This window comes from Streptomyces sp. PsTaAH-124 (genome assembly GCF_000373685.1).
Taxonomy (GTDB): domain Bacteria; phylum Actinomycetota; class Actinomycetes; order Streptomycetales; family Streptomycetaceae; genus Streptomyces; species Streptomyces andamanensis.
This window is the reverse complement of record NZ_KB892182.1, coordinates 1-26,350: the sequence shown is the minus strand read 5'-3', so window position 1 is coordinate 26,350 and position 26,350 is coordinate 1. Positions and strand designations below refer to the sequence as shown.

Sequence of the window (26,350 nt, the reverse complement as noted above, 5' to 3'; positions counted from 1 at the left end):
GCCGCCCCGCGCGCGGGCCGAGCCGCGGTGGCTGAGCGTGCTCTGCTGGACGGAGCCGTACCGGGTCGCGTCGTGGACGTACCACCCCACGCCCGGTCCGGACCGGTCAGCCGGACCGTGGCGTCCCTCGCGGAGTCCTCGCGGAGTCCTCGCGGCCGTGTCCGCAGAGCGGTCGGCCGTGTCCGCAGAGCAGTCGGCCGTGTCCACGGAGCAGTCGGCGCGGCGCCGGGGCCGCGCGCTCAGCTCTCCAGCCGGAGCCCGTCCGGGCCGCCCGCGCCACCGTGTCCCAGCGCCGCCCGGGGACGCAGCACCGCCACCGCCACCTGGCCCGCCAGCCACTCCTCGGCCTCGTCCCAGGACCAGCCCTGCTCCGCCACACACAGCCGCCAGGAGTGGTAGCCGAGGTAGAACCAGAGGATGTCGATCGCCCGCTCGGCCGTGAGGCCGGGTCTGAGACCGGACAGTTCCACGAGCCGTCCGACGATCACTCCCAGCGCCTCGCGGTAGGTCTGGTCGGTCCGGTCCAGCGAACGGCGGATCGAGTCGTCCTGCGCCGCCGCGCTGATCATCACTCCGACCAGGTCCTCGTAGCGCTCGTTGTCCATCCGGACCCCGTGCACGGCGCGGGCGACGACTTCCTCCGGGTCGCCGCAGGCGCGCACCGAGTCCAGGGTCCACTCCACGATCGGGTCGTGGCTGCCCTCGTTGATGAGCGCGGTGAGGATCGCCGGCTTCCCGCCGGTACTGGCGTACACCGCGGGCACCGCGAGCCCGGCCTCGCCCGCGATGTCGGCGACGGACACGTTCACGTAGCCGTGCTGCATGAAGAGACGTGTGGCCGCTGCCAGCACCGCGGACCGGGTGTCCGCCGCCCTGATCCGGTGCGGCCCCGGCCCGCGCTGCCGGAAGCCTGGAATATGTGTGTTCATGGTCTCTCCGTCAAACACGGCGTGTTTCTCGGTGTAGGGTCCCTCTCCCCGAAACATTGGTCCCCCACGCCGCGCACACGAACCTGCACACGGCACACCGAAGCGATCCCCATCGTCACCCTCCGTAAGGATATGATCTACATGAGCGACTTTCCCCCGCCTCCGCCGGTCTCACGAGACCGGCGGTTCGTCCTCGGACAGCATCTGCACATGTCCATCCTCACATCCCCGGAGGAGACCGACGGCCGTCACGACCTGGCGGACATCACCCTGCCGGGAGGGGCGGGCACGCCCCTGCACCTCCACACAGGCTACGAGGAGCGGCTGTGGGTGCTGGAGGGGAGCCTGACGGTATGGGCGGGACCTGACACGTACACCCTGCGCTCGGGTGACTTCTTCACCATCCCGCTGAACACTCCGCACACGCTCAAGGCCGGATCGGACGGGGCCAGAGCCCTCAACATCACCTCGCCGGGCCGGTTCGTGGACCTCATACGGCGCACCGGTACGCCCGCGCATCTGGCGACACCCGAGACCGAGTGGGACATGGATCTTTTCCAGGCCGTCACCGAGGAACTGGGCGATGTCATCCTGGGGCCGCCCGGGGCCACCCCCGCCGACCTGGAGCGCCCGAACGGCGGATGAGCCGTGCGGGCCGCCGGTACCGGGCCACCGGTACCGGCCATGAGCAGCCCGTCGGGCGGTGAGCGCCGAAGGGCGGTGCCATGCCTCGCCGGCGCTCCCGCGGGCCCCCACCGCCGTTCGTCCAGTTCCCGGGCACGGTTTCACCCGTAGGTGAGAAACGGAGTGCGGCCGGTTGCGCACCACGGCCGGCGGGCAGATCGCCCCTGGGACACCTGTGGAACAACGCGCGCGGACGCCGGAAGAACCTGTCGGAGCTGACACCGCAGACGCCGGAGAAGCACCTCACAGCACACGGACGGCGGACCTCACGGGTTTCTCGGTCTCCCGTACGTCTCGGCACAGACCCGCCGACATAGGTACGATGCGCAACGTCATCCACATATAAGGGAGTGAACGGTTGTGACCAGCCAATCAGCCGCCACGCTCCGCTCGCGGTACGTCGAACAGGCCGCGTCGGACCTGGAACAGAACCGCCGCCGGCAGCAGGAGCTGGCCGAGAGAATCGCGGTGTTGAAGCAGGAGGAAGGGCTCCTGGTCGACATCCTGACCCTCGCGGAGCGGTACGAGGGACCGGTGGACCCGTCCCGTCTGCCCGAGCAGGCTCAGGACGAGCCCGCCGTCACACCTGCCAGGCCCAGCGCCGCTGCGAGCCGGTCCACGACCGGGCGCCCGCGGACCGGCAGGGGCACCGTGCAGGCCGGCGCGAAGGGGAAGTCGCGCCAGCCGCTGCTCGGTGACCTACTGCGGGAACTGCTCAGCACCTATGACGAGCCGCGTCTGGCCAAGGAGCTGCGCGACGAGTTGCTGGAGAAGCACCCGGACCGCAACCCGACGCCACAGGTGGTGCGGAACACCCTGGAGGCACTGGTGGCCAAGGGCCGCATCCGGCGGCACAAGCAGCAGCGCTCGGTGATGTACTCGCTCGTCGAACCCATCGAGCGAGCGGCGGACGGCACAGACCGCTCCGACGACTGACACACCCGCTGCCGCTCCTGCCCGGTCGAGGCGTGATCCGGCGCCCGAGGTCTTCGGCCCTCTCGCGTCGGTTCACGCCTCGTGCTGTTTCCCGGCCATGTCCGGACCTTCCCGGGCGGCCCACCCCGTCACCGCGTGGACGTTCCGAGCCACCGCTTCACCCGTCTGTTCCGTTCTTGGCACACGTATGGACATGTATCTAACGCTTCGACAGGTACACTCCGCCAGTGTGTTTGATGTGTTCGCCGGTCATACCCGCATATGCCGACACGCGAGCACATGTGCTGGACATGCCGGGGGCTGGACCAGCCCCCGGCCCCCTCACCCCCGAGGAACGAGACTCACGTGAACGACGACCTCCACCCGGGCCGCCGGCGGCTGCTGAAGATGTTCGGGCTCGGTGCCACCGCGACCACGGCCGCGCTGCTCCAGGCCGACCCGGTGCTCGCCGCGACGCTCGGCTACGACGAGAAGACCGGGGTGTCCCCGGTGACGTACCGGGCGCCCAAGGGCCTGGCACGGAACACGGCGGCCAAGCAGGCCGCGCTCGGCTGGATCGGTGCCAACCAGGGCGCGGTCACCCGGCTGAACGACGATGTCTGGAAGTACGCTGAGCTGTCGCTGCGCGAGTGGAAGTCCTCCCTCGCCACCGCCAACCTGCTCAAGGCCAACGGCTTCACGGTGGAATGGGGCTCGGCGGGCTTCCCGACCGCGTTCGTCGCCACCTACGGCAACGGCGGCCCGGTGCTGGGCTTCAACGCCGAGTACGACGCGCTGCCGGGGCTGTCCCAGAAGAAGGGGGTGGCCAGTCACGACCCGCTGGTCTACAACTACGACGCCTACGGGCCGTCGTACGGCGCCGGACACGGTGACGCGCACAACGCGCTGGGCGCGGGCGGCACGGCCGCCGCCATCGCCGTCGCGCAGGCCATCCGCACCCAGGGTCTGAAGGCGACCGTCAAGCTGTTCGGCAGCGCCGGTGAGGAACAGCTCGTCGGCAAGGCGTACGCGGTGAAGGAGGGTGTCTACGACGGCCTCGACGCGTTCCTCGACTGGCACCCGTTCAACATCACCACACCGTTCTGGAACACCACCAGTGCGCTGATATCGGCCACGTTCACCTTCCTCGGCGCCTCCGGGCACGGCGGCACCCCGCTCGGCAACAAGAGCGGCCTGGACGGGGCCCTGCTGATGGCCACCATGTCGGAGTATCTGCGGGAGAAGAACGTCGCCCCCTCCGGGCGGTTCCATTACGCCGTGATCAACGGCGGCGGCGCCCCGAACGTGACCCCGGACATGTGCTCCATCTGGTTCTTCGTGCGCGAGGGCAGCCCGGCGCGCGCCCAGGTGCTCTACGACAAGATCGTGGAGTGCGCGAAGGCCGCCGCCCAGGCCAGCCAGACCCGGCTGGTGCACAAGTTCCACTCGGCGACCTGGAACCTGCTGGCCAACAAGGCCGGCGCGGAGCTGCTGTACGACAACATGCAGCAGATCGGCGCCCCGAAGTTCACCGACGCCGACCACACCCTGGCCAAGGCCGTGCAGAAGTCGCTGGGCCGCCCGGAGGTGGGCATGCCCACCGAACTGGTGCCGCTCGCTCCCCCGGCCGCCGCCTACACCGGCGGACTGGCCACCGACACCGCCGACATCAGCTGGCAGGCGCCCACCGCGGTGCTGCTGTCCGCCGCGTACCCGCCCGGACTGCCCAACCACAACTGGGGCGTGACCGCGACCGCGGCCACCAACATCGGGCACCAGGCCATGCTGTCGGCCGCCCGCTACCTCGCGGCGGGCGCCATCGACCTCATCGAGCAGCCGGAGCGGCTGGAGGCGATGAAGCAGGAGTTCAAGGGCCGCACCGAGGGCGTCAAGTGGGCCTCGGTGATCCCCGACGGCACCCAGCCGCCGCTGTACGAGCCGCCCGCGGACTTCCTGAAGGCGACCGGGCAGAGCTGGCCGCCGAAGGGCGTGACCTGGCCGGTGCCGCCGGTGGTCGCCGCCGAGCAGCTCGGTACCACCGGCCCCAACCTGCCGCCCGTCACCTGACGGTGCCCCCTCCCCGTCCGTGGCCGTCCACTCCCGGCGGCCACGGGCGGGGCACACACGCGTTTTCCGGACACATGTGCTCCCCGGCCACGTGAGATGGCGCAAAACACGCCCCGCAAAAGGATCACCTCTTCCGCGGGCGGCGGGGGCCGTCGTAGCGTGCGCGGCGGATCATCCCACCGGAAGCCGAGGATCAGACATGGCCCAGGCAGCATCCGTGACCGGCGCCTCGGGAGCAGGCAGCGCCGGAGTGGTCGTCGTCGGTGCCTCGGCGGCGGGCACGGCCACCGTGGAGACGCTGCGCCGGTCCGGCTACGACGGCCCGCTCACGCTGATCGGCGACGAGCCGCATCCGCCCTACGACCGGCCGCCGGTGTCGAAGCAACTGCTGTCCGGTGAGTGGGAGGCCGAACGGCTGCTGCTGCGCCCGGCGGAGGAGTACACCGAGCTGGACGTGCGGCTCCGGCTGGGGGTCCCGGCCCGCGCCCTGGACACCGGAGCCCACCGGGTGCGGCTCGCCGACGGGACCGAAGTGCCGTACGACAGCCTCGTCGTGGCCACCGGCGCGCGGGCGCGCAGCCTGCCCGGCACGGCCGGTGTGTCCGGGGTGCACGTCCTGCGCACCGTCGACGACGCGCTGGCCCTGCGGACCGCCCTGGCGGACCGCCCGCGGCTGGTGATCGTGGGCGGCGGCTTCGTCGGCGCGGAAGCCGCCTCCGTGGCCCGGTCGTTCGACTGCGAGGTCACCCTGATCACCACGGGCGAGGCACCGCTGTCGGATGTCGTCGGCCCCGTCCTGGCGGACGCGCTGGCCGAGGTGCACCGCGAGCACGGGGTCCGGCTGGTCACGGGGACACGCGTCACGGGACTGCTCACCGAGGACGGCCGGGTCACCGGCGTACGCACCGACGGCGGCCCGGCGGGCGGGACTTCGGTCCCCGCCGATGTCGTGCTGGTCGGCATCGGTGCCCTGCCCAACACCGAATGGCTGGCGGGCAGCGGCCTCCCGCTGGGCGACGGCGTCGAGTGCGACAGCCGGCTGTACGCCGGGCACGACGTGTGGGCCGCCGGGGACGTGGCCTCCTGGCCCGACGCGGTCTCCGGGACCCGGCTGCGGATCGAGCACCGTACCAACGCCGCCGAACAGGGCCGCGCGGTCGCGGCGAACATCCTGGCCGGGCCCGGGGCCGCGGCCGACTTCCGCACGGTCCCCTATGTCTGGTCGGACCAGTACGGCCTGCGGCTCCAGGTGTTCGGCCTGGCCCGGGGCACCGGTGAGACGCAGGTCGTCGACGGGGACCCCGCGCAGCGGAAGTTCACGGCGGTGCGGGTCCGCGACGGCCGGGTCGTCGCTGCCCTCGGGATGGGCATGTTCCGCCAACTGCGCACCCTGCGCGAGCTGGTGGCCGAGCGCGCGCCCTGGCAGCCGGAGAGCCTCACCTGCTGAGCGAGGCGGCGTCCCCCATCACGACGGCGGGGTGCAGCGCCGGGTCGAGGGCGCGCAGCAGTTCCTGCATGTGCCGCTTGGCGATGCTCACGCACCCGTGGGTGGGGCCGCCGTGGTCGACGTGCAGCCAGATGCCGCCGCCCCGGTCCGCGCCGAGGGGACGCGTCCAGTCCAGCGGGGTCGTGCCCTTCTGATGGTTGTAGTCGATGGCGACGACGTAGTCGAAGGCCCCGGCGAGGGGTTCGCCGTTGAAGCCCAGACCGCCGACGGTGTACCCGGACACGGAGCGGGTGTACGGCAGTTTGGAGCCGGGGTCGGGCAGCTTGCCCCCGGCGTCGCTGAGGGTGAACACACCGATGGGCGACCGGAGATCACCGACGTGGTGCTCATCGGTCCAGCCCTTGAGCGCGTTGTGCGCGGCCCAGGTCGCGCCCGCCTTCCAGCCGTCCCCGGTGCGCTGGTACAGCACGACCCCGGAGCGGTTGGAGTCCTTGCCCTGGCCGGTGACCAGGACGACCTGCCGAGCGTCCGCAGGCACCTGCGACAGTGTCTTGGGGCCCAACCCGGGGAGCTGCGTGGGCAGTTCGGGTGCCGCGTTGTCGCCGCCGCCGGACATCGTGCGCGGCTGGTCCCGCGCGGAGGGAGCGGCGGCCGTGGTCTGCCGGGCGGCGGCCGGGGCGTCGTGTGCCGCCCCCGTTCCGGTCGACCCGCAGCCGGTGACGGTGGCCGCGACGACCAGGGCGGCGGCGGTCAGCGGAAGGCGGCCGCCCGCCCGCGACAGCGTGGCGAGGATCTGGTCGCCCGCCGTCGGCGCCCGATGGCGCCCTCGGGGGGTCTGCTTGCTCGGTGAAGCCATGGTCCCAGGATGTCGAACACCTTTCAGGAACTCGTCAGCACCCCACTGATATGAGACACATCACTGCCGACGGTTCCGCCGCGCACATGTGTGTTCCACTTGACCGTCTTCACACACATCTGATGGTTCCGCCGCTTTGAGTATCCTCGGACTCGGCGGCATACGGCATACGGCATACGGCATACGGCATCCAGGGCCGGAGGCAACACATGGACACGGCGCTGAAGGACATCGCGCGGACCCAGGACGCGCTGCTGACCCGTGCCGCGCAGCGGGGCGACGCGGCGGCGCTCGGCACCTTGCTGGAGCGCCACCGCCCGGGAATGCGTGCGGTGGCCCTGAGCCTGCTGGGCCCCGGACCCGATGTCGACGACGTCATGCAGGAGGCGGCGCTGATCGCGCTGCGCCGGATCGTCGACGTCCGCGATCCGGAGGCCGTGGGACCGTGGCTGCGCATGGTGGTGCGCAACGCCTGCCGGTCCCTGCTGCGCGATTCCCGGCGCACCGAGCCGGTGGACGAGGTACCGCTGCCGCCCGACGAGGTCTCCCCCGAGCAGCTGCTGCACCGGCATGCCCTGCGGGACTGGATCTGGGAGGCCGTGGAGAAGCTCTCCCCGGCGCTGCGGCTGCCGGTGGTGCTCCGCTACTTCTCGACCGGGGTGACCTCGTACCAGCAGATCGCCGAGGCGTGCGGTGTCCCGGTCGGCACGGTCCGCAGCAGGCTGCACCAGGCGCGCGGTCTGCTCGCCCAGGAGCTCGCGGAGACCTCGGCCTCCCGGCACGACGACACGGCCCGCCGGACCGAGGCCAGCTGGCTGGAGGCGCACGAGACACTCGCCGCCGCCGAACGCGGAGAGTTCGGCAAGGTCGTCAAGGACCGCTACTCCCCCGAGCTGTCGCTGCTCAGCGGCGGGCACCGGCTCGGCGGCGTGGGGTTGATCCTGGTCGGTATGGACTCCGATCTGTCCGCCGGAGTGCGCCAGCGGCCCCGGCATGTCGTCGCCGGCCGGTCACTGGTCGTGTGGGAGATGGACCTGATCAACCCGCCGGACGCCCCCGATCACTGCCCGCCCGGCGTCGCCTGGATCATGAGCCTCCAGGACGGCCGCATCGGGGAACTGCGCCTGGTGCACGCGCCGCGTACCGCTGACGCCGGGCACCTCGCGGCTGCCTGAGCCAGCCGGACGACGTCCCCCTATTACGCCGTAATAGGTCCGCCCTCCGGCCCACACTCCGCACCTCGCACCCGCACCCTCTCGGGCTATTACGCCGTAATAGGTCGGCCCGGTGGGCACCGCCGCCCCCCGCACCCTCCCGGGCTATTACGGCGTAATAGCCTCCACCGAGACCGGAGTGACATGGATCACGGCCGGGTCTTCGAACTCTCGACCACCACTCGCGTCGTGTCGGTGTCAGAACACACCCTCACATCACGCGGAGACCCTCATGAGCATCACCCCCGGTCCGCTCACTCCCGGTACCCACTCCTTCGAGGTGGGCGGCATCACCCAGCGCTATCACGTCCACGGCAGCGGTCCCGTGGTCCTGGCCCACTCCGGAGGGCCGGGCATCCACTGGGACTATCTGCGCATGCCCGCGCTGGAGGAGCACCTGACCATGGTGTACGTCGAGCCGATCGGCACCGGCGAGTCCGGCCGGCTCCCCTCGCACCCGCACGGCTACACCCGGGACCGCTACAGCCGCTTCCTGGAAGTGCTGATCAACCGGCTGGGCGTCCCCCACGTCCATCTGCTCGGCCATTCGCACGGCGCGTTCGTCGCCGCCTACCACGCACTGCACCGCTCGCAGCGGCTGGCGGGGGTCGTGCTGTACGAGGGTGCTCCGGTCACCGGGCCCGAGCACGGCGAGGAGGCGGGCCGCATGGTGGAGCGGTTCGCGGCCGAGCACGCCGGTCACCCCGGTCTGCCGGGTGTCCTGGCCGCGTTCGGCGCGATGTCCGGCATGGCCACCGACGAGGACACCGTGGCGGTCGCCCGGGGCGTCCTGCCCTCCTACTTCGCCCACTACTGGGAGAACGAGGAGGAGCTGGCCCCGTTCCGGGACGCGCTGCGGGCCACGTTCATCTCGGGTCTTGACGAGGACCTCTCCCCCGACCTCATCGACGACCGCGCCGCCCTGAAGGGTCTGACCGTACCCGCGCTGGTCGTCGTCGGCCGGCACGATGTGATCTGCGGGCTCCGCTGGGGCCTGGAGCTGGACGAGCTGATCCCCGACTCCCGGCTCCTCGTCCTGGAGGACAGCGGTCACATGGGACACATCGAGGAGCCCGAGCGGTTCAACGAGGCGGTGCTCGCCTTCGTACGGGAGACGGCCGGGGAGGGAACCGGGAACCGTAGCCTGTAGGACCGGGGCGGCTGCCCCCGCCCGCACCCGGCCGGAAGCGGTCCGCTCCCTGAGGAGGATCCCGATGATGTCGCTCGATCTGCACCCGGTGTTCCGCAACAACCGGGACATCGAACTCGCGATGCGTCAGTTCCTCTTCAGGGCGTCCCACGCGGGCGTGCCGGTCGCGGAGATCATCCCCGGCAAGGGCTCGGGGCGGCTCCGGGACCGGGTCCTGGCCTTTCTGGACCAGAAGCACATCCGCAGGCTCTATGTGCGCCGGGAGGTCGACACCAAGAACTCCGGGCGCGTGCTGGTGTACTTCAGCTGAGGCCGCCCGGCTGTCCGCGGCGCGGGCTCAGGGCGCCGATGTCGCTATGGGCAGCGAGCCGCACTGCGAGCGGGGAGTCTTCGCCCCCGGCTTCCTGGGGGCGATGGTGCGCGGGTCGACGGCCTCGCCCGGGGCTCCCTCGCGGTAGAGGCCGTCGGGCAGGCTGTCGCGGTCGTGCGGCAGCAGGAAGAAGACGCGGCGCTTGTACAGACCGCTGTCCGGGTCGGGCGACGCCTGCTCGTCGAGCAGCGCGTACCCGACCATGCGCCCGTCGCGGGCGTAGGGCGGTTTGGTGTTGCGGCGCTTGGTCTTGTCCAGGGCCTGACGGACGTAGTCAAGCTTTTCGGGGTTCTCCAGCCACACCACCTCTTCCTCGTGGATGAGGTCGCTCTCGGTCAGTAGCGAGCTCATGGCTGTAGCCCCTCCTTCGTCGGCGTGCTCCCCACCAAGGGGGACGTGCCCAGGCATGTGAACGTGTCGTTCCGGCCCTCGCTCCGGCCGGTGGCGGAGCCTCTGGTGGAAGCCGCCGCATGCGGGACCTGCCCTCCATCGTAGAGCTCCCGCCGGTCGGGGTGCAGGCCGACCGCTGAGTACGCCCGAAGTGCGGCCCTTCTCACGGGTGCTCCAACAGGGCGATGCCCGGGTAGTACTTGCGTCCGTTCGACTTGATCATGTCGGCGGGCGAGGCCACGCCGACGTCCTGGCGGACCCGGTTGGCGAAGGCTCTCGGGGTCGCGGGCCTGATCCCCTCCCCCGCGTTGCACCAGGAGCTGTACTCCGTGTACAGCAGCCCCTGCTCGACGCGGAGTTCGCGTCCGGCCTCGCCACTGTCCCGGGTGCAGCACTCGGCGAGGAAGCGGCCGATGTGGTCCTCGGTGGTGGCGTAGGCGGTGGTGGCGATGCGGACCCGGTCGGGGCCTTCCAGCGGGTCGCGGGTGGCCAGGTAGCGCTGGGAGCCCTCGATGAGCCAGTGCAGGATGCCGGGGCCCTCGTCCCGGACGAGTTCGAAGGCGAGGTTGTCGATCCGGCGTTCGGCCGGGACGGTCCGGGTGAAGGGCAGCAGCCGGATACGGCGCCAGAAGGCGAAGCCGCCGGTGGACACCTCGGGACGGTGGTTGCCCAGCAGCCACAGGTGGTGGGTGGGCGTGAAGGAGAAGTAGTCCTGCCGCATCCGGCGGGCCTTGATCTTGTCGCCACCGGTCAGCAGGCGCACCCGGGCCTCGTCGAACTTGTCGTTCGGTTTCAGCTCGCTGCACACCACGAGCCGGCGGCCGTGCAGCTCGGTCAGCTCGGTGGAGTGCTCCGAGAACGCCCCCCGGTCCATCAGGAAGCCGGGCGGGGCCGCGTCGGCGTAGTCGCCCAGGATCTGGATCATGATGTCCAGCAGGACGGACTTGCCGTTCTTGCCCTCGCCGTGCAGGAAGGGCAGCACCTGGGCGCCCACGTCACCGGTGATCGAGTACCCCAGCAGCAGGTGCAGGAAGTCGATCATCTCCTCACCCTCGGGGTCGCTGCCGAAGGTGTCGGTGAGGAAGCGGTGCCAGCGCGGCGTGTCCATGCGCTGCGGGGCCACGCTCGTGGCCCGGGAGTGGAAGTCCCGGGTGGGATCCGCCTTGCGCAGATGGCCGTTGTGCAGGTCGACCACGCCCGCCGGGGTGCACAGCGCATACGGATCGCCGTCCAGGCAGTCCGGGTCCACCGAGAGGTCGGGCGACGCCTTCGCCTGGGTGAGCAGGGCCTTCATGCCGGTGGTGGAGAGGGTGCGCCGCTTGTGCTGGGCGATCTCGCGGTTGCTGAAGACGCCGCGCAGATCGGTGTCCGGCATCTCCTCCGCCATCTCCCCGGCGGCCCACAGCGCGGCCTTCTCGCCGCCGGTGCGCTTCCACCGGTAGCCGTCCCAGGCGAACCAGCCCAGTCCCTCCACGTGCCGGAACTGGTCGCGGTGCATCTGCACGAAGAGCCGGGCGTTGCCCCGGTCCGACAGCGACGGCGGCAGCGACGGCACGCCGAAGGCGCCGGGCGGCGGGAGCTGGGGCGGTCCTGAGGGGGCCTCAGGGACCGTCTGCGCGGGCACCAGCGCCGCCCCGGGGGGCTGTCCGGCCGCCGCCTCCAGATCGAGCATCTGCTGAGCGGCAGCCTGCGGGTCGAAGCGCGGCGAGCTTCCGGCACTGCTGCTCATGGACGTCCTTTGAGGTGGAGAGGGCGGGCAGACCCTACGGCAAGGGCGTCGTCGACGATCGTTTCATTTCTGGCCTGCTGCCAGGGACGTGCGTACTGGGCGACTCTGACGAGCCGGTCCCGGATCGGGGCATGTTCCAGATGGCCGGCCCCGACCAGTCCGCCCGCGGTGTAGGCGGCCCGGTTGAGCTTCTCCGAGAAGCCCATGCCTTCGGCGGCCACGGCGCATCCGGCGATCTGCGCGATGAGCGGGTCGAGGAGGTGGAGCGCGGCAGCCTCCCGCCGGGCCGGACGGAAGCCCCTGGAGGGGCCTGTGACGGCCTGTGGGGCTCTCGGGGCATCCGGGGCCACCGATCCTCCCGCAGGCGCCACAGCGGCTCCTGAGGGCTCTGGAGGGGCCGTGAGGGAGGCGTCGGGCACCACATGCCCGGTGCGGGTGAGTTCGTCCCTGAGCCAGGCGGGCAGGTGCGCCGGGGTCCTGGCCTCGCCCTCCGCCCGGTAGACACCCTGCGGGGTACGCGTGCTGGGGGCCACGATGTAGCCCCCGTCGGCGCGCACATCGACCTGCCAGGCGAGCGCGGTCCTGCTGCCGGACCCGGTGGAGCAGCGGAAGCGCGTCGCGGGGTCCGGGTTGCGGTACCAGACGTGCAGACCCCCGGAGGGCGTCCGGACCCGCAGCGTCGTCTCGTCCGCCGCGGGGTCGGGAACTCCCCGGTAGGCGGCCAGCAGCGCCAGCGTGTCGAAGCCCGAGGCCAGTCCGTCCAGGCTGACCTGCTCCGGGATGGGGATGCCGGGCAGCAGCCGTGAGCGGTCGGCCACCGGAGCCGCGTGGGCATCGATGTCAATGACGACCAGGTCCGCGGGGGCACAGGCCACGCCGACCCCGGCCGAGGGCTTGGCGCTCCACCAGCGGTCGATGCGGTCGGGGTCGGTGGTCGCCGCGTGGAAGCCGTGACAGGGGCGGCCTGCGGGCAGGCAGGGGCAGTCGGCGGGGTCGTGCCGGTGCGTCCGGCAGTCCGGGCAGTTCCCGGCCGGCGTCTTGCGCCCGGGGGCCAGGGGGTGGACCGGCCAGCCCTGCGCGGCGCACCACCGTGCGACGGCATGCGGAGCCACGGGCCCGACTCGGGCTGCACTTTCGCGGTTCTCACCTTCGCGCGGCACGGGGATCGTCCTCGTCACGTCTCATCGTTCGCTCACTGCACGGACACCTGGCTGGCAGTGACACGCCATCAGGGACCGAAGGGACTCTAGTGCGAAAAGAGTCTAGAGCTCATCGTCCGAAAAGTGGGTCTGTTCTGGGCCGCGTGCCGTTTCTATCAGTTTTCCTGGTCCCTTGAGTCCCTGGGTCCCTTTGCGGTGAGTCTCGCGTGCCCGCCCGCCGTCCTCGGTCCCTGGGACCGGGAGCCGGTCGGTCCCTCTCCCCCGGGGCAGGGACCAGCGGTTTCCCACTCTAGGGGCTGAAGGGACTGATGATTGTCATATAAGCCAGGTGCCTGGTGGGCACCCTCCAGACCGGGGCAGAGGGGCCGAAGCGACCCAGGGACCAAAAGCCAGGGTCCGGGAGGGTTGAGGGACCCTGTTGGGTCCCTCAACGTTTTCGCAGGTCAGAGACGTATGACCAGCAAATTAGGGACTGTAGGGACTGAACTCGCCAATTATGAGCTGAACATGAACATGAGTGACATACGCGCCCGCGTACAGGAATCACATGTCTTGTCTACGTCATAATTGCGGCTTTCAGTCCCTACAGTCCCTCTCCGGACCTGCAAGATGCCCCTGACCTGCGAAAACACCAGGGACTGAAGCTCAGGGACCAAGAGGGACCCGGACCCTTTCAGCCCCTGGCCTTCGGACCCTGGCCCGCTCGGTCCCTCAGCAGGGACTGTTCCGACGCCCACTGCGCACCGACTTCCAGGACTCCGGGAAGAAGCGTGAACCTTTTCGGTCCCTGCTCCCGTCTCCAGGTCATGAGCCTGTGCACGCCGACCGGGGCCGGGACCCCCGCAGGCCGAGGGACTGAGCTATTACGCCGTAATAGGCCTCCGTCGTACCCTCCGCCCGGCGTCCCACCTCTGACTCAAGCCGCTTCCCAGGGCCTCTCCAGCAGCGATCGGGCCGTTCACGAGCCTCGCTGAGATGTTTCACATTCTGTGAAACGGGTCTGCGGGAGGCACAATCCCCGTATGGCCAAGCGCGCGCGAAGTTCGCTCCGAACCACAAAACCCCTGGTCAAGCCCCCTGTCCGGATCGGCCCCTTGGATGCCGCTGCTCTGGTCGGGGAGCTGCGACAGTTCCATGAGAAGGCCGAGGACCCGGACGTCGAACGCATGCCGGCCGACGACGAGCTGTATGGGGCACTGCTGTACGCGGAGAAGCACTCCCCCGCCCTGCGGGGCCAGCCCGACGAGGTACGGCGCACCGCGGCCCTGAAGAGGGTGCTGCTCTGGGAGTATGTGAAGGAGCAGGCCGAACTCCATCAGGTGCGAGCGGTGGACGATGCCCGGGAGGCAGGTGCCCACTGGGCCCATCTCGCTCCCCCGCTGGCGGTGAACGCTCCGAGCGCGGCGTACAACAAGGCGATGCGACTCCGGGCCACCGCGCTCACCGACGAGACCCCTCAGGCCCAGCCGGTCCGCCGGACACCCGAGGCAGTGCTGCGAGCCGAGCGGAGGCTCATCCTCGAACAGGCCGCGGAACGCCGTGCGCAGGAAGAGGCGGAGAAGCGGCATCGGCTTCTGGTCCCTGTCGCGACCCGGCTTCTGGAACAGCGGGACGCGCTGCACCTCGACGAGGACGCCGACTACTGGCTGGAGGAGATCGAAGCGGTGCTCCCCCACTGCCATACGCCGCTTCAGATGGTGAGCCTCCATCGCTATCTCGATGCGGCCGTTCGAGCCCTGACCCGGCACGAGGAGCGGACGACCCGTCCGGCGGGGCTCACCGAGGAGGCCCGCTTCGCAGTGACCGCCGCCACCGAGTTCATGAAGGCGGCAGCTATTACGCCGTAATAGGTCCGGCCCCGAGGCCGGAGAGCAGGCCCATGGCAGGCGTCCGGACAGCCATGAACCAGCCCCGGCTATTACGCCGTAATAGGGATGAGGGAGTCTGAAGGGACAGACAGAGCTCTCTGACGCTTCACCAAGTCGCACTAACTAACGTGTCGATGCTGCGTTTGATCATGGGCGTTAGTAAGGTAGCGCCATGAGTATGCCAGCCACCTCGAACGACCGAGCGAAGGTCGTCTCCAAACTGCCGGGATGGCTCCGGCAGAACCTCAAGGTCAGAACAGCTCAGTTGGGCATCGAGATCCAGACCGCCGTGGAGCAGGGCATCGCCGCCTGGTGCGGTCTGGCCTCCGCCACGGCCTCGGTGGACACCGCCGGAGCCGAGTCCTTCTCCACCTTCCTCCCCCCTGGGCAGTGGGAGGAGTTCCGTGGAATCGCGGAGGACCGCAGGGTCTCCCTCATCCAGGGACTCGCGCAGTCCGTCCAGCTCTGGCTCGACACCAACCCGGCCCCCGATGTCCGGCGCCCGGACATCACCCGCCGCATCGTCGTCTGCAACCAGAAGGGCGGGGTCGGCAAGACGGCCATCACCGCCGGTGTGGGTGAGGCACTGTCCGAGGACTCCAACAGCCTCTATCCCGTCCGTGTCGCCAAGGCCCTCGCCGCCGCGCTCCGCGCAGGTGACACGGACGGCGACGAGAGCGAGAGCGGCGCCGACCCCCTCGGCATCGAGAAGCTGCCCGGTCTGGGCCTCCGTGTCCTGCTGGTCGACTTCGACCCGCAGTGCCACCTCACCAATCAACTGGGGGCCGCTCCCCTGGCGATGAACGGCGACAGCCTCACCAACCACATGGCCGGGGATCCCAAGGGCGAGCTGCGGGATCTGATCGTCTCCATCGACGAGGACCACTTCGGCGGTCGGCTGCACCTGCTGCCCGCCTGCCACGACGCTTTCCTGTTGGACGTCCGGCTCTCCGCCGTACGCGCCCGTGAGGCCGCTCTCGAACGCGCGCTCACTCCGCTGGAAGCCGATTACGACGTGATCCTCGTCGACTGCCCGCCCAGCCTCGGCCTCAGCATGGACGCGGCGGCCTACTACGGGCGTCGGCGAGACAGCGAGCGGCCGGGCCAGTCCGGGGCGCTCATCGTCGTCCAGGCCGAGGACAGTTCCGCCGATGCCTACGATCTGCTCACCAACCAGATCGAGGACCTCCGCAACGACCTCGGGCTCGACATCGACTACCTGGGCATCGTGGTCAACCTCTACGACGGTCGGCGCGGCTACATCGCCACGTCCTCCCTCCAGGGCTGGATCGACATAAAGGATCCGCGGGTCGTCGGTCTCATCAGTGACCTGAAAGAACAGAAGGAAGCGGTGCGGATGAAGCAGCCGCTGCTCAGTTACGCCCCTTCCTCGCAGCAGGCCATCGGTATGCGCGCCCTGGCACGGGAGATCTCATGAGCAAGGCCGACCAGCTCGGAGCAGGGCGCTTTGGAGGAGGCGCCCGGCCCGTCAGCGCCCGCCGGGCCGCTATCGGCGCCGCCACCGGCGTCCCCACCGAAGGGGTGGCCCCGCCCACCCGGGTGCCCGTCGAACGCATCAGCCCCAACCCCGAGAACCCCCGCACCTCCCTCGGCGATCTCTCCGAACTGACGGGCAGCCTCAAGGAGCACGGCCAGAAGCAGGCCATCACGGTCATGAACCGCGATGCCTACATCAAGGCCAACCCCGAGCGCGAGAAGGATCTGGAGCCCGACACGACGCATGTCGTCGTCGACGGCAGCAGCCGCCTCGCCGCCGCGCGGGAAGCCGGCCTCACGCATCTCCATGTGATGGTCGACGACGAGCAGGGGAGTGACGGCGACGCCATCCTCGAATCCGCGCTCGTCGCCAACATCCACCGCAACGACCTGGACCCGCTGGACGAGGCGCGTGCCCTTCAGCGGCTGCTCTCCATCCATGGCTCACAGGTCCAGTTGGCCAAGCGGCTGCGCAAGTCGCAGGGCTGGGTCTCCCAGCGGCTCGCCCTGCTGAATCTCTCTCCGCAGCTTCAGGCCGTGGTCGGTGAGGAACCCGTCGAGCTGCTGCGTGCGGTGGCGAAGGAACCGCAGGAGCGACAGGCGGAGGCGCTGGAGGAGCTGAAGGCCGAGCGCCTGCGCAAGGATGCGGAGCGCAAGGCGGCAGCGGCTGCTCAGGTGAGCTCGGTGAGGCCGGTGACGCCGGAGGGCCCGGCGGCTCCGCAGGGACCGGAGCCAGAGGAGCCGCCGGGGCCAGAGGAGCTAGCGGGGCCGGCGGAGGAAGTCGAAACGGAAGGGCACTCACAGGAGGCGGCGGAGTCGTGGGATCCGTCCGCCGCAGAGTCTGCGGAGTCTGCGGACCCGGCGGTAGAACCGACGAGCCCGGGGGAGTCCGCCCCGTCCATCCCGTCCGTGCCCACGCGGCCTGCCCCGGCACCGGAGACCGTTCCCGAACCCCGATCCGATCGCTCGTCCGCCGTCGCCGTCGCCGAACCTGACCTCACCGACTCCAGCTCCTCGGCTGCCCGCCGACTGCCCTACGACAACGGGGCCTTCCTTGCGATGCACCTCATCCGCAAGATGAGCCCGACCGAGTTCGACCGGATGCTCGTCATCCTCAACAAGCATCAGCAGGAGCGTCTGGAGTCCCCCAGCAGCACCCGCTGAGCACCAAGCGTCATCACTCAGGCCGTCCCCCTATTACGCCGTAATAGGGGGACGGCCTTATTACGGCGTAATAGGCCGGGGGAGGGACATCGGTCTCCGCACCCGTGCCGCGCCCAGGCGCTCACCTTCCGACCGCCGGTGCCCGACTCCCGGCAGTGCTGCCTTCCTTTTTCCTCAAGCGTGGCTGGGCCGAGTGCGGGGTTGCTGGAGGCACACGCGCGCCTGAGCTGTCGGCCGCGGGCGCGTACTGGCTGACTTTCCGTGGTACAGGAACAGTGGGGCCCGCATCAGGGCGGAACAGGTCGGAACAGCTCGGCATGGGACGGGCCGGGCGGTGGGCCCGCGGCGCGTTGGACGAAGTAAGAGAGCGTCCGCTGAGGAAACCGCCTCTGAGCTGCGGAAATGCAGAGCCGGACCAAGATCCTGCGGACTGGTAGGCAGTTCAGCGGATCGTCATGCACGGCTGAGGGAACTGGGCACCCGGTTCCCAGGAACTGATCACTCGGTTTCCTCGATCTGGCACCGCTGTTCCTCGATCTGCCACACGGTTCTCAGAAACTGCCAGTACGTCCGAGGGAACTGGGCACCGCTGTTCCAGGACAGCGGCAGATTGACGTCACGTACATCTCTCGACCGGGGGACGGCCCCGAGACGCCCGAGGAACGGCCGGGCGAGGACCAGGTGACGGACCCTCGATGCGCTGTGTGGAGGACAAGCGACACGGTCGACGAGCGGAGTTGATTGACTTCCTGCTCATGTACGTTAGGTTCATGTGGTCGGCCTGAGGGTCGCCCTGGATGAACAGTGCATCAATGCCAATGCCCCACGCATGGAGGGCCTGTTGGGAGCAGTACGCAGACTGGTCGACGCCGACACCGGCGAGCCGGTCCCTTATGCGCCTTATGCCTTCTCGGGGAGGCATACGCAGGTGGACAAGGCGCGGGTCGAGGCCATCACGGAGTCGACGGCCTTCACGCCCAGTCAGAAGTTCCTCGTCCTGTGGTGGATCGGTGTGTCACCCGAGGGTATGGAACCGCTGAGAGCCACCGGAGCGGACATCGCCAAGCGGGTCGGCATGTCGACGGACGCGGTGGGGAAGATCAACAGAAAGCTCGCCAAGCATCGGGTTCTGATTGTCCGGGGACGCATCGGCAACTACAACTTCTACCGCATCAGCCCGTACATTGCCTTCCATGGAACAGGGCTGGAGCAGCGTGAAGCGGTGAGGACGTGCAATCCGCCGGACATCCCGGGCTTCGACGAGAACACTCCAGCACGGTGGGAGGCAAAGTGACCAGTGACGACAAGCAGCAGAACCTCAAGCTGCTGGAGGCAACGGCCGGCATGACCGCCAACCAGCGTCTCGTCGTCATGCTGTACGCCCTGCACCCGACGGACCGCTCCGGCGCCGTACTGGAGACCGCGGCGCAGCTGGCCCAGCTGGTGGGGATGGCACCGCCGGTGTTTTCCCGGACGCGCAAGCAGGTGATCGGTCTGGGCTGGCTGGAAGAGACCGAGAAGATCGGCCATATCAAGTACTACCGGATCGTTCCGGGGCGGCTGGGGGAGCGGGTCGTCGTTCCACTCCGCCGCGCGACCTGATCGGTACCGGCAAGGAACCGCTCCGAACTGGCGGGCGCCGACCGGTACTTCCCCGGGTGCTTCCCGAGGGCCGGACTGTTCGGTCAGCAGAACGGACAACAGAAGGCGTCCTGCGGATCGTCCCTCATTGACGTGACGTACATGAGGTGCGATCCGCAGGACGCCTTTCCTGCTGTCAGGGCAATGTCCCGGAGCTTGTTCGAACTGTTCGATTCTTCGCTCAGAACGATTCTCCGGGACAGTGCCCCGTGCGCGCGAACAGTCAGCCGCGGACGATGTTCTCTGCCTGCGGGCCCTTCTGGCCCTGGGTGACGTCAAAAGTGACCTGCTCACCCTCGACCAGCTCGCGGTAGCCGTTGCCCGCGATGTTGGAGTAGTGCGCGAAGACGTCAGGTCCGCCGTCCTGGGCGATGAAACCGAAGCCCTTTTCGGAGTTGAACCACTTCACGGTGCCGCTTGCCATGTACTTTCCTTCGTCTAAGCCGAGACCCAGCCAACCTTGTCCGTGGCGGGCCCGCTCGGGCGGGAACGTTTCGGCCGCAGCCCGGTTCCGCCTTTGCCGTCACCATGGTAAGTCGGAACCACGTTTCGCACGAGACTTCTCCTGCCTGCGGAAACGTGTGTGTCGTCAGCCCTTTTGTGCTGTGCGGCGACGACGGGCGATGACGAGCGCACCGGCGCCCGCCGCCACCAGGGCCGCCGCACCGGCCGCGAGCGGCACGGTGTTGCTGCTGCCCGTCTCCGCGAGGGGCTGGGACGAATCACCCGACTGGCTCGGCCGGGGAGTGACGGGCACCGCCCCGGCCGGGGCCGTGGACGTGGTGGTGGCCGGAGTGGACGGGGTGGAGGGGCTGGACGGCACCGAGGCCGACGGAGTGGGGGTGCCCGGGGCCGAGGGCTGCGAAGCGCTGGGTGTCGGGGTCGCGGGCGGGGTGGACTCGGCCGGCGGGGTGGAGGTGGAGGCCGAGGGAGTGGGCGTGGACGGGGTCTCCGGGACGTGGCACACCGTGGTCCCGCCCTGCCAGGCCGCGATGAGATTGCCGGTGAACACCGGGTGGTCGGGGCCCTCCGGCAGATCGGCGGTCTTGCCGTCGTGCTTGACGTCGCCCTTGTAGAGGTCGATCTGGGTGAAGCAGTCCTTGCCGGGGGCCGTGATCGTGAGATGGCCGGTGGCGCCGTGGGAGACCGTGACGGTGTCGAAGTCGAGGAACTCCTGCTTGCCGGAGGTCTGCCAGCTCGGTCCGTGCGTGAGGTACGCGGCGAGGGAGACCGTGCAGGTGTCGCCCTTGCCCGCGCGGACACCGATGTGCAGCTTGCCGCTGTCGCCGGAGGACAGGTCGAGCTTGCGGGCCTCGCCGCTCGGCAGCCAGGTGTGGCCGTCCACGGAGAACCGGCAGGGGGAGTCGACCCGGCTGCCGGCCGCGTTCTGGTTGGGGTGGAAGGAACTCTGCTGCGCACCGGCACCGGAGGCGCTCGCCGCGTAGGCGCTGAAGGTGCTGCCTGCGGAGACGAGGAGCACGGCCGCGGTCGTGCTCAGCACGGATCCCAGCGCGAAATGGCGGGCTCTTGCCATGGAAGTTTTCCGTTCCTGGTGGCACGCTCACACACCTGGTGTCGGCGCCGCCGTGACCAGGTGTGTGAGCGTGGTGTTCTAGTCATGTGGGGGCAGCGGATCGAGGTCACCACACACGTTGCACCACATGAATGTCAAGTCGCCCCGGTCGGAGGGGTGTACAGGGCAAGATATGTGTTTACAGCCACTCACGCCGGGCGGCCTGCCAGGCGAGCTGCATACGGGTCTCGGCACCGGCGCGCTCCATGAGCGACTGGATGCGGCGCTGGACGGTTCTGCGGCTCAGGCTCATATGGGAGGCGATGGCCTTGTCGGTGACTCCCGCCACGAGCAGCGACAGCAGTCGGCTGTCGACCGGGGAGAGCCGGGTGCGGGGAGAGGCGGGTTCCTCGGTGAGCAGGGCCTGCGGGGCCGTGGCGTCCGTGAGGTGCAGGGGGACGGCGTTCTCCCAGTAGCTCTCGAACAGGGCGACCAGGGCGCTCAGCAGGTTGCTGTCGCGCACCAGGGCGGTGGTGGGCTCGTCGGGGCTGCCCTGGGGGCCGCCGGGGACCAGGGGGAAGATGGCGACGGAGCGGTCGGCGACGGCCAGCCGCAGCGGGAGGCTGGGCACGGCGCGGGCGGACTCTCCGGCCCGCATCCCCGTGGCAACGTTGTCCACCGCACCCTCGTCGTCGAAGAACGCCTGCTCGTACAGGACGCGGTAGCGCACACCCCGGGCCAGGGCCTCGTACTCCTCGGTGTTGCTGCCGGACGGCATGGCGACGTACTGGGCCTTGCAGAACCAGAGCATCTCCTCGCGCGCGTGGGTCTGGATCTGCTTGAGGTGCTGGCGCAACGCCTCGGCGCCGGTGATGACTTCGAGCAGCTGGCCGGCGTCGTGGCGGCGCACCGTCTCGCGGTGTGTCTCGATCAGCCGGGCGGCCTCGGTCCTGGCGAGGTCGAGGGCCTCGGTGTTCCGCTTGATGCGGGGGAGCAGGGCGACGTCCGGCGGGACCGCCCGGAACCGCCCGGGGGTGCCGTCGGCGTGGGTGGCCAGACCCATGGCGACCAGCGCCTCCAGGGTCTTCTCGCTGTCGGCGCGGGGAATACCGGTGCGCCGGGCGATGTCGTCGACCGTGGCGTGGCCGGACATCACGAGCACGCGGTAGACGGATTCCTGCATCTGTGAGACTCCAGCGGCTTCCAGCATCCCGCACGTCCTCCCCGCTTGCCGTTGGCCCTGGTTGACGACTGTAGGGCAGAGGGAATGGGGTGATCGGTGCGAAAGACGGGTGAAGAGGGGCGTAAGGGCGAGCGGTGAAATCCCACCGCTCGCCCTCACGTTGTCGTGGCCGTGCCTTCAGGGGACGGTCAGCGGCGTTCCGCCCAGGCGCGTTCGACGGTCTGCCGGACGCTGTTGCCCATGGAGTCCTGGGCCGTGACGCGCAGGCTCACATAGGCGGTGCCGTGGCCGTGGCCGGCCGGGGCGACGGTGGCCCGGAAGGAGGTGCCGGTGCGGTGGCCGGTGCGGGCCGTGTGCCAGGTGCGTCCGCCGTCGGTGGACGTCTCCACCCGGACGGTGACCCCGTGTGGGGCGGGGGCGCCGCTCTGGGCGCGGACCGTGACACCGACGCCGTAGGAGCCGCGGGCCGTGACCGTGTTTCGGGCGTCGACGGGTACGTCGTAGTCGAGCTGGAGCAGCGGCAGCGGCACGGCCTGCTCGGTGCGCCGCGAACGGAACGACCAGGACGTGCTGGTGGCGGTGGCGAAGTGCCACTCGGGTTCGGTGCGGGAGGTGGTCAGGTCGAGGCGGTAGTCGGCCTGTTCGGCGGGGACCTCGGCGTCCAGCCAGGTGCTGGGCAGGTCGGCGTACTTCTTCCCGTTCCGGTAGAGCACCGCCGCGGTGGTGTCGCCGGTCGCGGCCGGTGCGGTGCCGGAGCTGGTGCCGACGCCGAAGCCGCCCTCCAGCAGCCGGGTCCAGTGGCCGGGCTGGGAGTCCGTGAACTCCGGGATCCACAGGTTGAGTACGTTGCCGGTGCGGGTGGTCGGGTGGGTGGTCCCGGCCGGGATCGACGGGCGCACGACGGCGCCCTGCCAGGTCTCCGCGCTGCGCTCGCCCGCCCGGTAGGTGCGCGGGGTGTCCCGCTCGCCGATGGCCAGCGGCTGGTCCTGGTCGAAGACCGTGGTGTGGTGGACCAGGTGCTGCCAGACGGTGTCACCGGCGCTGATGTACTCGGTGCGGGTGAAGCCGGTGGGCACGAAGCGGTTGTACTGGTTCCAGGTGGTCTGCTGGAACGGCCGCCGGGCGAAGCGCTGTTCGGAGCCCCAGCCGGCGCCGCCGTTGTCCGCGTAGGTGGTGCGGACGGTGGCGCTGGTGCGCTCCGAGACGGTGTACGTGATGTGCTTCGGGATTTCCTGCTTGCTGATCTGCATCACGTCGTACAGGTAGGGGCTGCGCGAGGTGCCGTGGAAGGTCAGCCGCTCCGGGTGGCGGTGGGACAGTTTGAGGATCTTGGCCCCGTCGGTGGCGCCGACGCGGATGGTGGGAGCGGCCCAGCGGTCGCCGTCGGGGCGCCAGCGGGTCCACGGGTTGTCGTCGGACTGGACCAGGAGCACGGCCTTGGCGCCCGCGGCGGCGGCCCGTTCGACGACGTCGGCCTCGTTCACCCAGGTGGTGTTGGTGAGGACCGCGATCCGGCCCCGGACCCGGTCGAGCGCGGGGGCGGAGACATCGCCCGCGTCGGCGGCCTCCAGGGTCGCGCCGCGCTCGCCGAACAGCGGGGAGGCGGGCATGTAGTACGTGTTCAGCGTGCCGGGCAGACCGGCGGCCCGGGTCTCCAGGAGCGGCGCGACGAGCTGCCAGCGGGAGGAGAACTCGAACGTGCCCTCCTTGACCGGGGGAGCGGGGCTCGCGTAGACGCGCTTGGCGAGGTCGAAGTACATCGTGCCCTGGAGCAGGCTGTGGCCGTCGAGGGCGCGGTACGTCTGGTAGCTGATCGCGCCGCGCTGCTCGGCGGGGCGGGGGGTGCGGATCTCGACGGGCACGGTGGCGCGGGCGTCCACGGTGACGGTGGTGTCCTTGGTGACCTTCACCTCGGGCAGCACGACCTCGCGCATCTCCTGGCCGTCCTGGGCGTCGACCAGGAAGGTCTCGTTGACCTGGTACGTGCCCTCCTCGACCTCGGCGATGCCGCGTGCGGGGTCCTGGTAGGACTCGAAGCCGTCGGCGCCCCAGATGACCGGCTGGAGCGGCACGCGCTTGCCGTGCTCGTCGTACGACACCACCGTGAGCCGGTGCACGGGCGCGTGCACGGTCAGGCCGAGGGTGGTGTGCACGACGGATGCGGGGGCGCCGGACACGGTGGCGGTGACATAGCCGTAGTAGGTGCCGCGGCCCGTCCTGCCGGTGTCGGCGGTCAGCGTGACGGCGGCGGTGCCGTGGGCGGGGACGCGGACCGTGGGGGAGGAGAGCCGGACGGTGTCCGCCGGGGCGGGGCGGCCGTCGGCGTCCGTCAGCCGCGGGCTGAGGGCCAGCGTGACGTCGGCGCCGGAGGTGTTGGTGTAGCGCAGGGTCGCGGTGCGGGGGGCGTCCCCGGGGTGGAAGGAGCCGAGGGTGAGGCTGCCGGTCGCGGTGACCGTGCCGAGGGCCGCCGCGGAGGCGTCGATGCGTCCGCCGCCCTGCTCGGGCGCCTTCTGGCCGTCGATCGTACGGGCGGTGCTGACCAGCGCGTCCTTGATCTGGGCGCCGGTCCAGTCGGGGTGCTCATGGGCGACCAGGGCGGCCGCGCCGGCCACGTGCGGGGTGGCCATCGAGGTGCCGGAGGCGGCCGTGTAGTACTGGTCCACCGGGTCGCCCATGGTGGTGCCCGCGGCGCGGGCCGCGACGATCCCGACACCCGGCGCGGTCACGTCCGGCTTGAGCGCGCCGTCACCGGCCCGGGGACCGCGGCTGGAGAAGTCGGCCAGCGAGTCGTCGCGGTCCACGGCGCCGACGGTGAGGGCGTCGTCGGCCGCGGCGGGCGCGCCGATGGTGCTCGCGCCGTCGGCGCCGCTGTTGCCGGCCGCCGTCACGAACAACGTGCCGGTGCTGCGGCTCAGTTCGTTCAGCGCCTGGCTCATCGCGTCGGTGCCGTCGCTGGGCGAGTCCGAACTGAGGCTCATGTTGACGACCTTGGCGCCCTGCGCCGCCGCCCACTCCATGCCGGCGATCACCGCCGACTCGGTGCCGTAGCCGTCGTCGCCGAGCACCTTGCCGATCAGCAGGTCGGCCGCGGGCGCCACGCCCTTGCGGGTGCCGCCGGAGGCCGCGCCGCTGCCGCCGACGATGGACGCGACGTGCGTACCGTGTCCGAAGACGTCGCCGGGGCCCGAACTGCCGGAGAAGTCCTGGGCCTTCGAGATCCGTCCGGCGAGGTCGGGGTGGTTCTGGTCGACGCCGGTGTCGAGCACGGCGACCTTGACGCCCTCGCCGCGGTCGCCCTTCTGCCAGACGGCGGGCGCGTTGATCTGGGCGGTGCTGCGATCGAGCACGGCGCGGACCCGGCCGTCCAGGCGGACGCGCGGGACGGCGGCGAGCGCGGACGCGGTCCGCGATGCCCCGGCGGCCGGGGCGAGTTGGTCCCAGAACCGGCCCAGGTCCTGCTGCGGCACGCTGAGGGCGCGGGCGTGGATGCTGGGCAGGTCGCGCGGGGGAGCGGCGGCCTGCCGGGCCGTCCCGGCCGTCTGGTCCTGCTGGTCCTGCTGGTCCTGCTGGTCCTGCTGGTTCTTCTGGCTCCTCTGGGGTTTCTGCTTCTTCTGCGCAGCCGCCGACTGCTCGGCGAACGCGGTGAGTCGGCGCGCGGCCGGGGCCGAGGCGCCGTCGGCGGTGCCGATCAGCAGCGGGAGCGCGGAGGTGTGGGCGGTGTCGTAGCGCTGTGCGAGAAGGACGGTGACGTCGAACAGCGAACCGTCCAACCGGCCCGCCGACACCAGGGGTTGGGCGTCGGACGGCAGCACGGAGATGCGGCCGTCCTGCTCGTAGGTGTGGAAGACGATGCCGTCACGGCCGGTTCCTGGGCGCACGGTGGCCGTCTGGTGCCCGTCCGTGCCCTTCTCCACGGTGACGGTGTCGCCCGTGATCAGGCGTACGGTGGCCGTTCCGGTCGCGGACGCCGCCGGGTGGGTCCGCGGGGTGACCGCCGGTCCCGTGCCGGGTGCGGCGGCGGTCACCGGGGTCACGGCTCCCACCGCTCCCACGGCCAGGGCGAAGCCTGCCGCTGTCGCCGCCATCAGGCGGATCTGTCTCATCGGTGCCATGCCTTCCCTCGGTGGCTGGACTGAGTTCACGCGCTGGACAGAATCCGACGGGGGTGAACTTTGTGTCACTGGATTCCGTTGGCGCAGGTGAGACATGGCGCAACCATGACAGCCCCAGAAGTCACCCCCTTGACTGGTGACACGTATGCCTGCCATGATGACGTCACCGCCTGAACAGGTGACACGGAAGTCCGGGTCACCAGGGAAGGAGGCACCCGCCACACACATATTCACGAACACGTACAGGGAGATCAGTCATGGCACCCGTCACCTACACCGCCCGTGTCGCCGTCACCGGCGAGGGCCGCAACGGCGGCACCGCCCGCTCCGAGGACGGCCTCCTGGAGCACACCCTGGCCATCCCCAAGGAACTCGGCGGCGCGGGCGGCGCCACCAACCCCGAACAGCTCCTCGCCGCCGGCTGGGCCGCCTGCTTCCTCGGCGCCCTGCGCCGCGCCGCC

General features: G+C 70.3%; 21 protein-coding genes and 1 pseudogene. 13 read left to right on the top strand and 9 right to left on the bottom strand.

The genetic code is table 11. The annotated features are described in order from the left end of the window. Positions 1–239 precede the first annotated feature (239 nt). Entirely contained in the window at positions 240–929 is a 690-nt protein-coding gene (locus B086_RS40790) for a TetR/AcrR family transcriptional regulator (protein WP_063725528.1), read from the bottom strand. 210 nt (positions 930–1,139) lie between these two features. On the opposite strand from B086_RS40790, the gene B086_RS0125700 reads away from it, so the two are divergent. From B086_RS0125700 to B086_RS0125685, 4 genes are all read left to right on the top strand, one after another. Then, on the top strand, positions 1,140–1,574 hold the full coding sequence (locus tag B086_RS0125700) for a cupin domain-containing protein (RefSeq protein WP_018569307.1): 435 nt from the start codon (positions 1,140–1,142) through the stop codon (positions 1,572–1,574). A gap of 399 nt (positions 1,575–1,973) precedes the next feature. Beyond that, positions 1,974–2,549, top strand: a complete 576-nt coding sequence (locus B086_RS0125695; RefSeq protein ID WP_018569306.1) for a hypothetical protein — start codon at positions 1,974–1,976, stop codon at positions 2,547–2,549. A 345-nt stretch (positions 2,550–2,894) separates the two neighbouring features. Beyond that, positions 2,895–4,595, top strand: a complete 1,701-nt coding sequence (locus B086_RS0125690; RefSeq protein ID WP_018569305.1) for an amidohydrolase — start codon at positions 2,895–2,897, stop codon at positions 4,593–4,595. 199 nt (positions 4,596–4,794) lie between these two features. Next, positions 4,795–6,042 carry an NAD(P)/FAD-dependent oxidoreductase gene (locus tag B086_RS0125685; RefSeq protein ID WP_078531194.1) on the top strand — a complete coding sequence of 416 codons (1,248 nt, stop codon included), beginning with the start codon at positions 4,795–4,797 and terminating at the stop codon, positions 6,040–6,042. Here the strand turns inward: B086_RS0125685 and B086_RS0125680 are convergent. Next, the gene (locus tag B086_RS0125680; RefSeq protein WP_018569303.1) at positions 6,032–6,898 is read right to left on the bottom strand and encodes a hypothetical protein; all 867 of its coding nucleotides are present in this window, start codon (positions 6,896–6,898) and stop codon (positions 6,032–6,034) included. The two genes, B086_RS0125685 and B086_RS0125680, sit on opposite strands and share 11 nt — an antisense overlap. 209 nt (positions 6,899–7,107) lie before the next feature. On the opposite strand from B086_RS0125680, the gene B086_RS0125675 reads away from it, so the two are divergent. The 3 genes from B086_RS0125675 to B086_RS0125665 all read left to right on the top strand — a co-directional run bounded on the left by B086_RS0125675 (position 7,108) and on the right by B086_RS0125665 (position 9,572). After that, the gene (locus tag B086_RS0125675) at positions 7,108–8,073 is read left to right on the top strand and encodes an RNA polymerase sigma factor (protein ID WP_018569302.1); all 966 of its coding nucleotides are present in this window, start codon (positions 7,108–7,110) and stop codon (positions 8,071–8,073) included. Between the two features lie 271 nt (positions 8,074–8,344). Beyond that, positions 8,345–9,262 (top strand): alpha/beta fold hydrolase, encoded by a 918-nt coding sequence (locus tag B086_RS0125670; protein ID WP_018569301.1) that lies wholly within the window; start codon positions 8,345–8,347, stop codon positions 9,260–9,262. 64 nt (positions 9,263–9,326) lie between these two features. Beyond that, the gene (locus B086_RS0125665; protein WP_018569300.1) at positions 9,327–9,572 is read left to right on the top strand and encodes a Smr/MutS family protein; all 246 of its coding nucleotides are present in this window, start codon (positions 9,327–9,329) and stop codon (positions 9,570–9,572) included. Between the two features lie 27 nt (positions 9,573–9,599). Here the strand turns inward: B086_RS0125665 and B086_RS0125660 are convergent, their stop codons facing one another. The 3 genes from B086_RS0125660 to B086_RS0125650 all read right to left on the bottom strand — a co-directional run bounded on the left by B086_RS0125660 (position 9,600) and on the right by B086_RS0125650 (position 12,863). Further along, positions 9,600–9,983 carry a DUF6009 family protein gene (locus B086_RS0125660; RefSeq protein WP_018569299.1) on the bottom strand — a complete coding sequence of 128 codons (384 nt, stop codon included), beginning with the start codon at positions 9,981–9,983 and terminating at the stop codon, positions 9,600–9,602. A gap of 202 nt (positions 9,984–10,185) precedes the next feature. Further along, the gene (locus tag B086_RS0125655) at positions 10,186–11,751 is read right to left on the bottom strand and encodes a DNA primase family protein (RefSeq protein WP_018569298.1); all 1,566 of its coding nucleotides are present in this window, start codon (positions 11,749–11,751) and stop codon (positions 10,186–10,188) included. Then, positions 11,748–12,863, bottom strand: coding sequence for a bifunctional DNA primase/polymerase (locus B086_RS0125650; protein WP_018569297.1), 1,116 nt, complete (start codon positions 12,861–12,863; stop codon positions 11,748–11,750). The genes B086_RS0125655 and B086_RS0125650 overlap by 4 nt, the downstream gene beginning before the upstream one ends. Before the next feature lie 1,070 nt (positions 12,864–13,933). Between B086_RS0125650 and B086_RS45645 the strand changes: the two genes are divergently transcribed. The 5 genes from B086_RS45645 (at position 13,934) to B086_RS0125620 (ending at position 19,042) form a co-directional block, all read left to right on the top strand. Beyond that, complete coding sequence (locus B086_RS45645) at positions 13,934–14,758, top strand: hypothetical protein (protein WP_234029365.1); 825 nt, start codon at positions 13,934–13,936, stop codon at positions 14,756–14,758. 193 nt (positions 14,759–14,951) lie between these two features. Beyond that, positions 14,952–16,217, top strand: a complete 1,266-nt coding sequence (locus tag B086_RS0125640) for a ParA family protein (protein ID WP_026252762.1) — start codon at positions 14,952–14,954, stop codon at positions 16,215–16,217. Beyond that, on the top strand, positions 16,214–17,440 hold the full coding sequence (locus tag B086_RS0125635) for a ParB/RepB/Spo0J family partition protein (protein WP_018569294.1): 1,227 nt from the start codon (positions 16,214–16,216) through the stop codon (positions 17,438–17,440). The genes B086_RS0125640 and B086_RS0125635 overlap by 4 nt, the downstream gene beginning before the upstream one ends. An 841-nt stretch (positions 17,441–18,281) precedes the next feature. Further along, positions 18,282–18,734, top strand: a complete 453-nt coding sequence (locus B086_RS0125625; RefSeq protein WP_026252761.1) for a MarR family transcriptional regulator — start codon at positions 18,282–18,284, stop codon at positions 18,732–18,734. Beyond that, positions 18,731–19,042 (top strand): hypothetical protein, encoded by a 312-nt coding sequence (locus tag B086_RS0125620; protein ID WP_018569291.1) that lies wholly within the window; start codon positions 18,731–18,733, stop codon positions 19,040–19,042. Before B086_RS0125625 ends, B086_RS0125620 begins: the two co-directional genes overlap by 4 nt. A 262-nt stretch (positions 19,043–19,304) precedes the next feature. On the opposite strand, the gene B086_RS0125615 is transcribed toward B086_RS0125620, so the two are convergent. The 4 genes from B086_RS0125615 to B086_RS0125600 all read right to left on the bottom strand — a co-directional run bounded on the left by B086_RS0125615 (position 19,305) and on the right by B086_RS0125600 (position 25,880). Beyond that, entirely contained in the window at positions 19,305–19,505 is a 201-nt protein-coding gene (locus B086_RS0125615) for a cold-shock protein (RefSeq protein WP_018569290.1), read from the bottom strand. A 165-nt stretch (positions 19,506–19,670) separates the two neighbouring features. Then, positions 19,671–20,615 (bottom strand): LAETG motif-containing sortase-dependent surface protein, encoded by a 945-nt coding sequence (locus B086_RS0125610; RefSeq protein WP_026252760.1) that lies wholly within the window; start codon positions 20,613–20,615, stop codon positions 19,671–19,673. Positions 20,616–20,793: 178 nt separating this feature from the next. After that, the gene (locus B086_RS0125605) at positions 20,794–21,777 is read right to left on the bottom strand and encodes a helix-turn-helix transcriptional regulator (RefSeq protein ID WP_018569288.1); all 984 of its coding nucleotides are present in this window, start codon (positions 21,775–21,777) and stop codon (positions 20,794–20,796) included. A 188-nt stretch (positions 21,778–21,965) separates the two neighbouring features. Beyond that, complete coding sequence (locus tag B086_RS0125600; protein ID WP_018569287.1) at positions 21,966–25,880, bottom strand: S8 family serine peptidase; 3,915 nt, start codon at positions 25,878–25,880, stop codon at positions 21,966–21,968. A 266-nt stretch (positions 25,881–26,146) separates the two neighbouring features. On the opposite strand from B086_RS0125600, the pseudogene B086_RS0125595 reads away from it, so the two are divergent. Next, a pseudogene (locus B086_RS0125595) lies at positions 26,147–26,350 on the top strand (osmotically inducible protein OsmC); the annotation flags it as partial.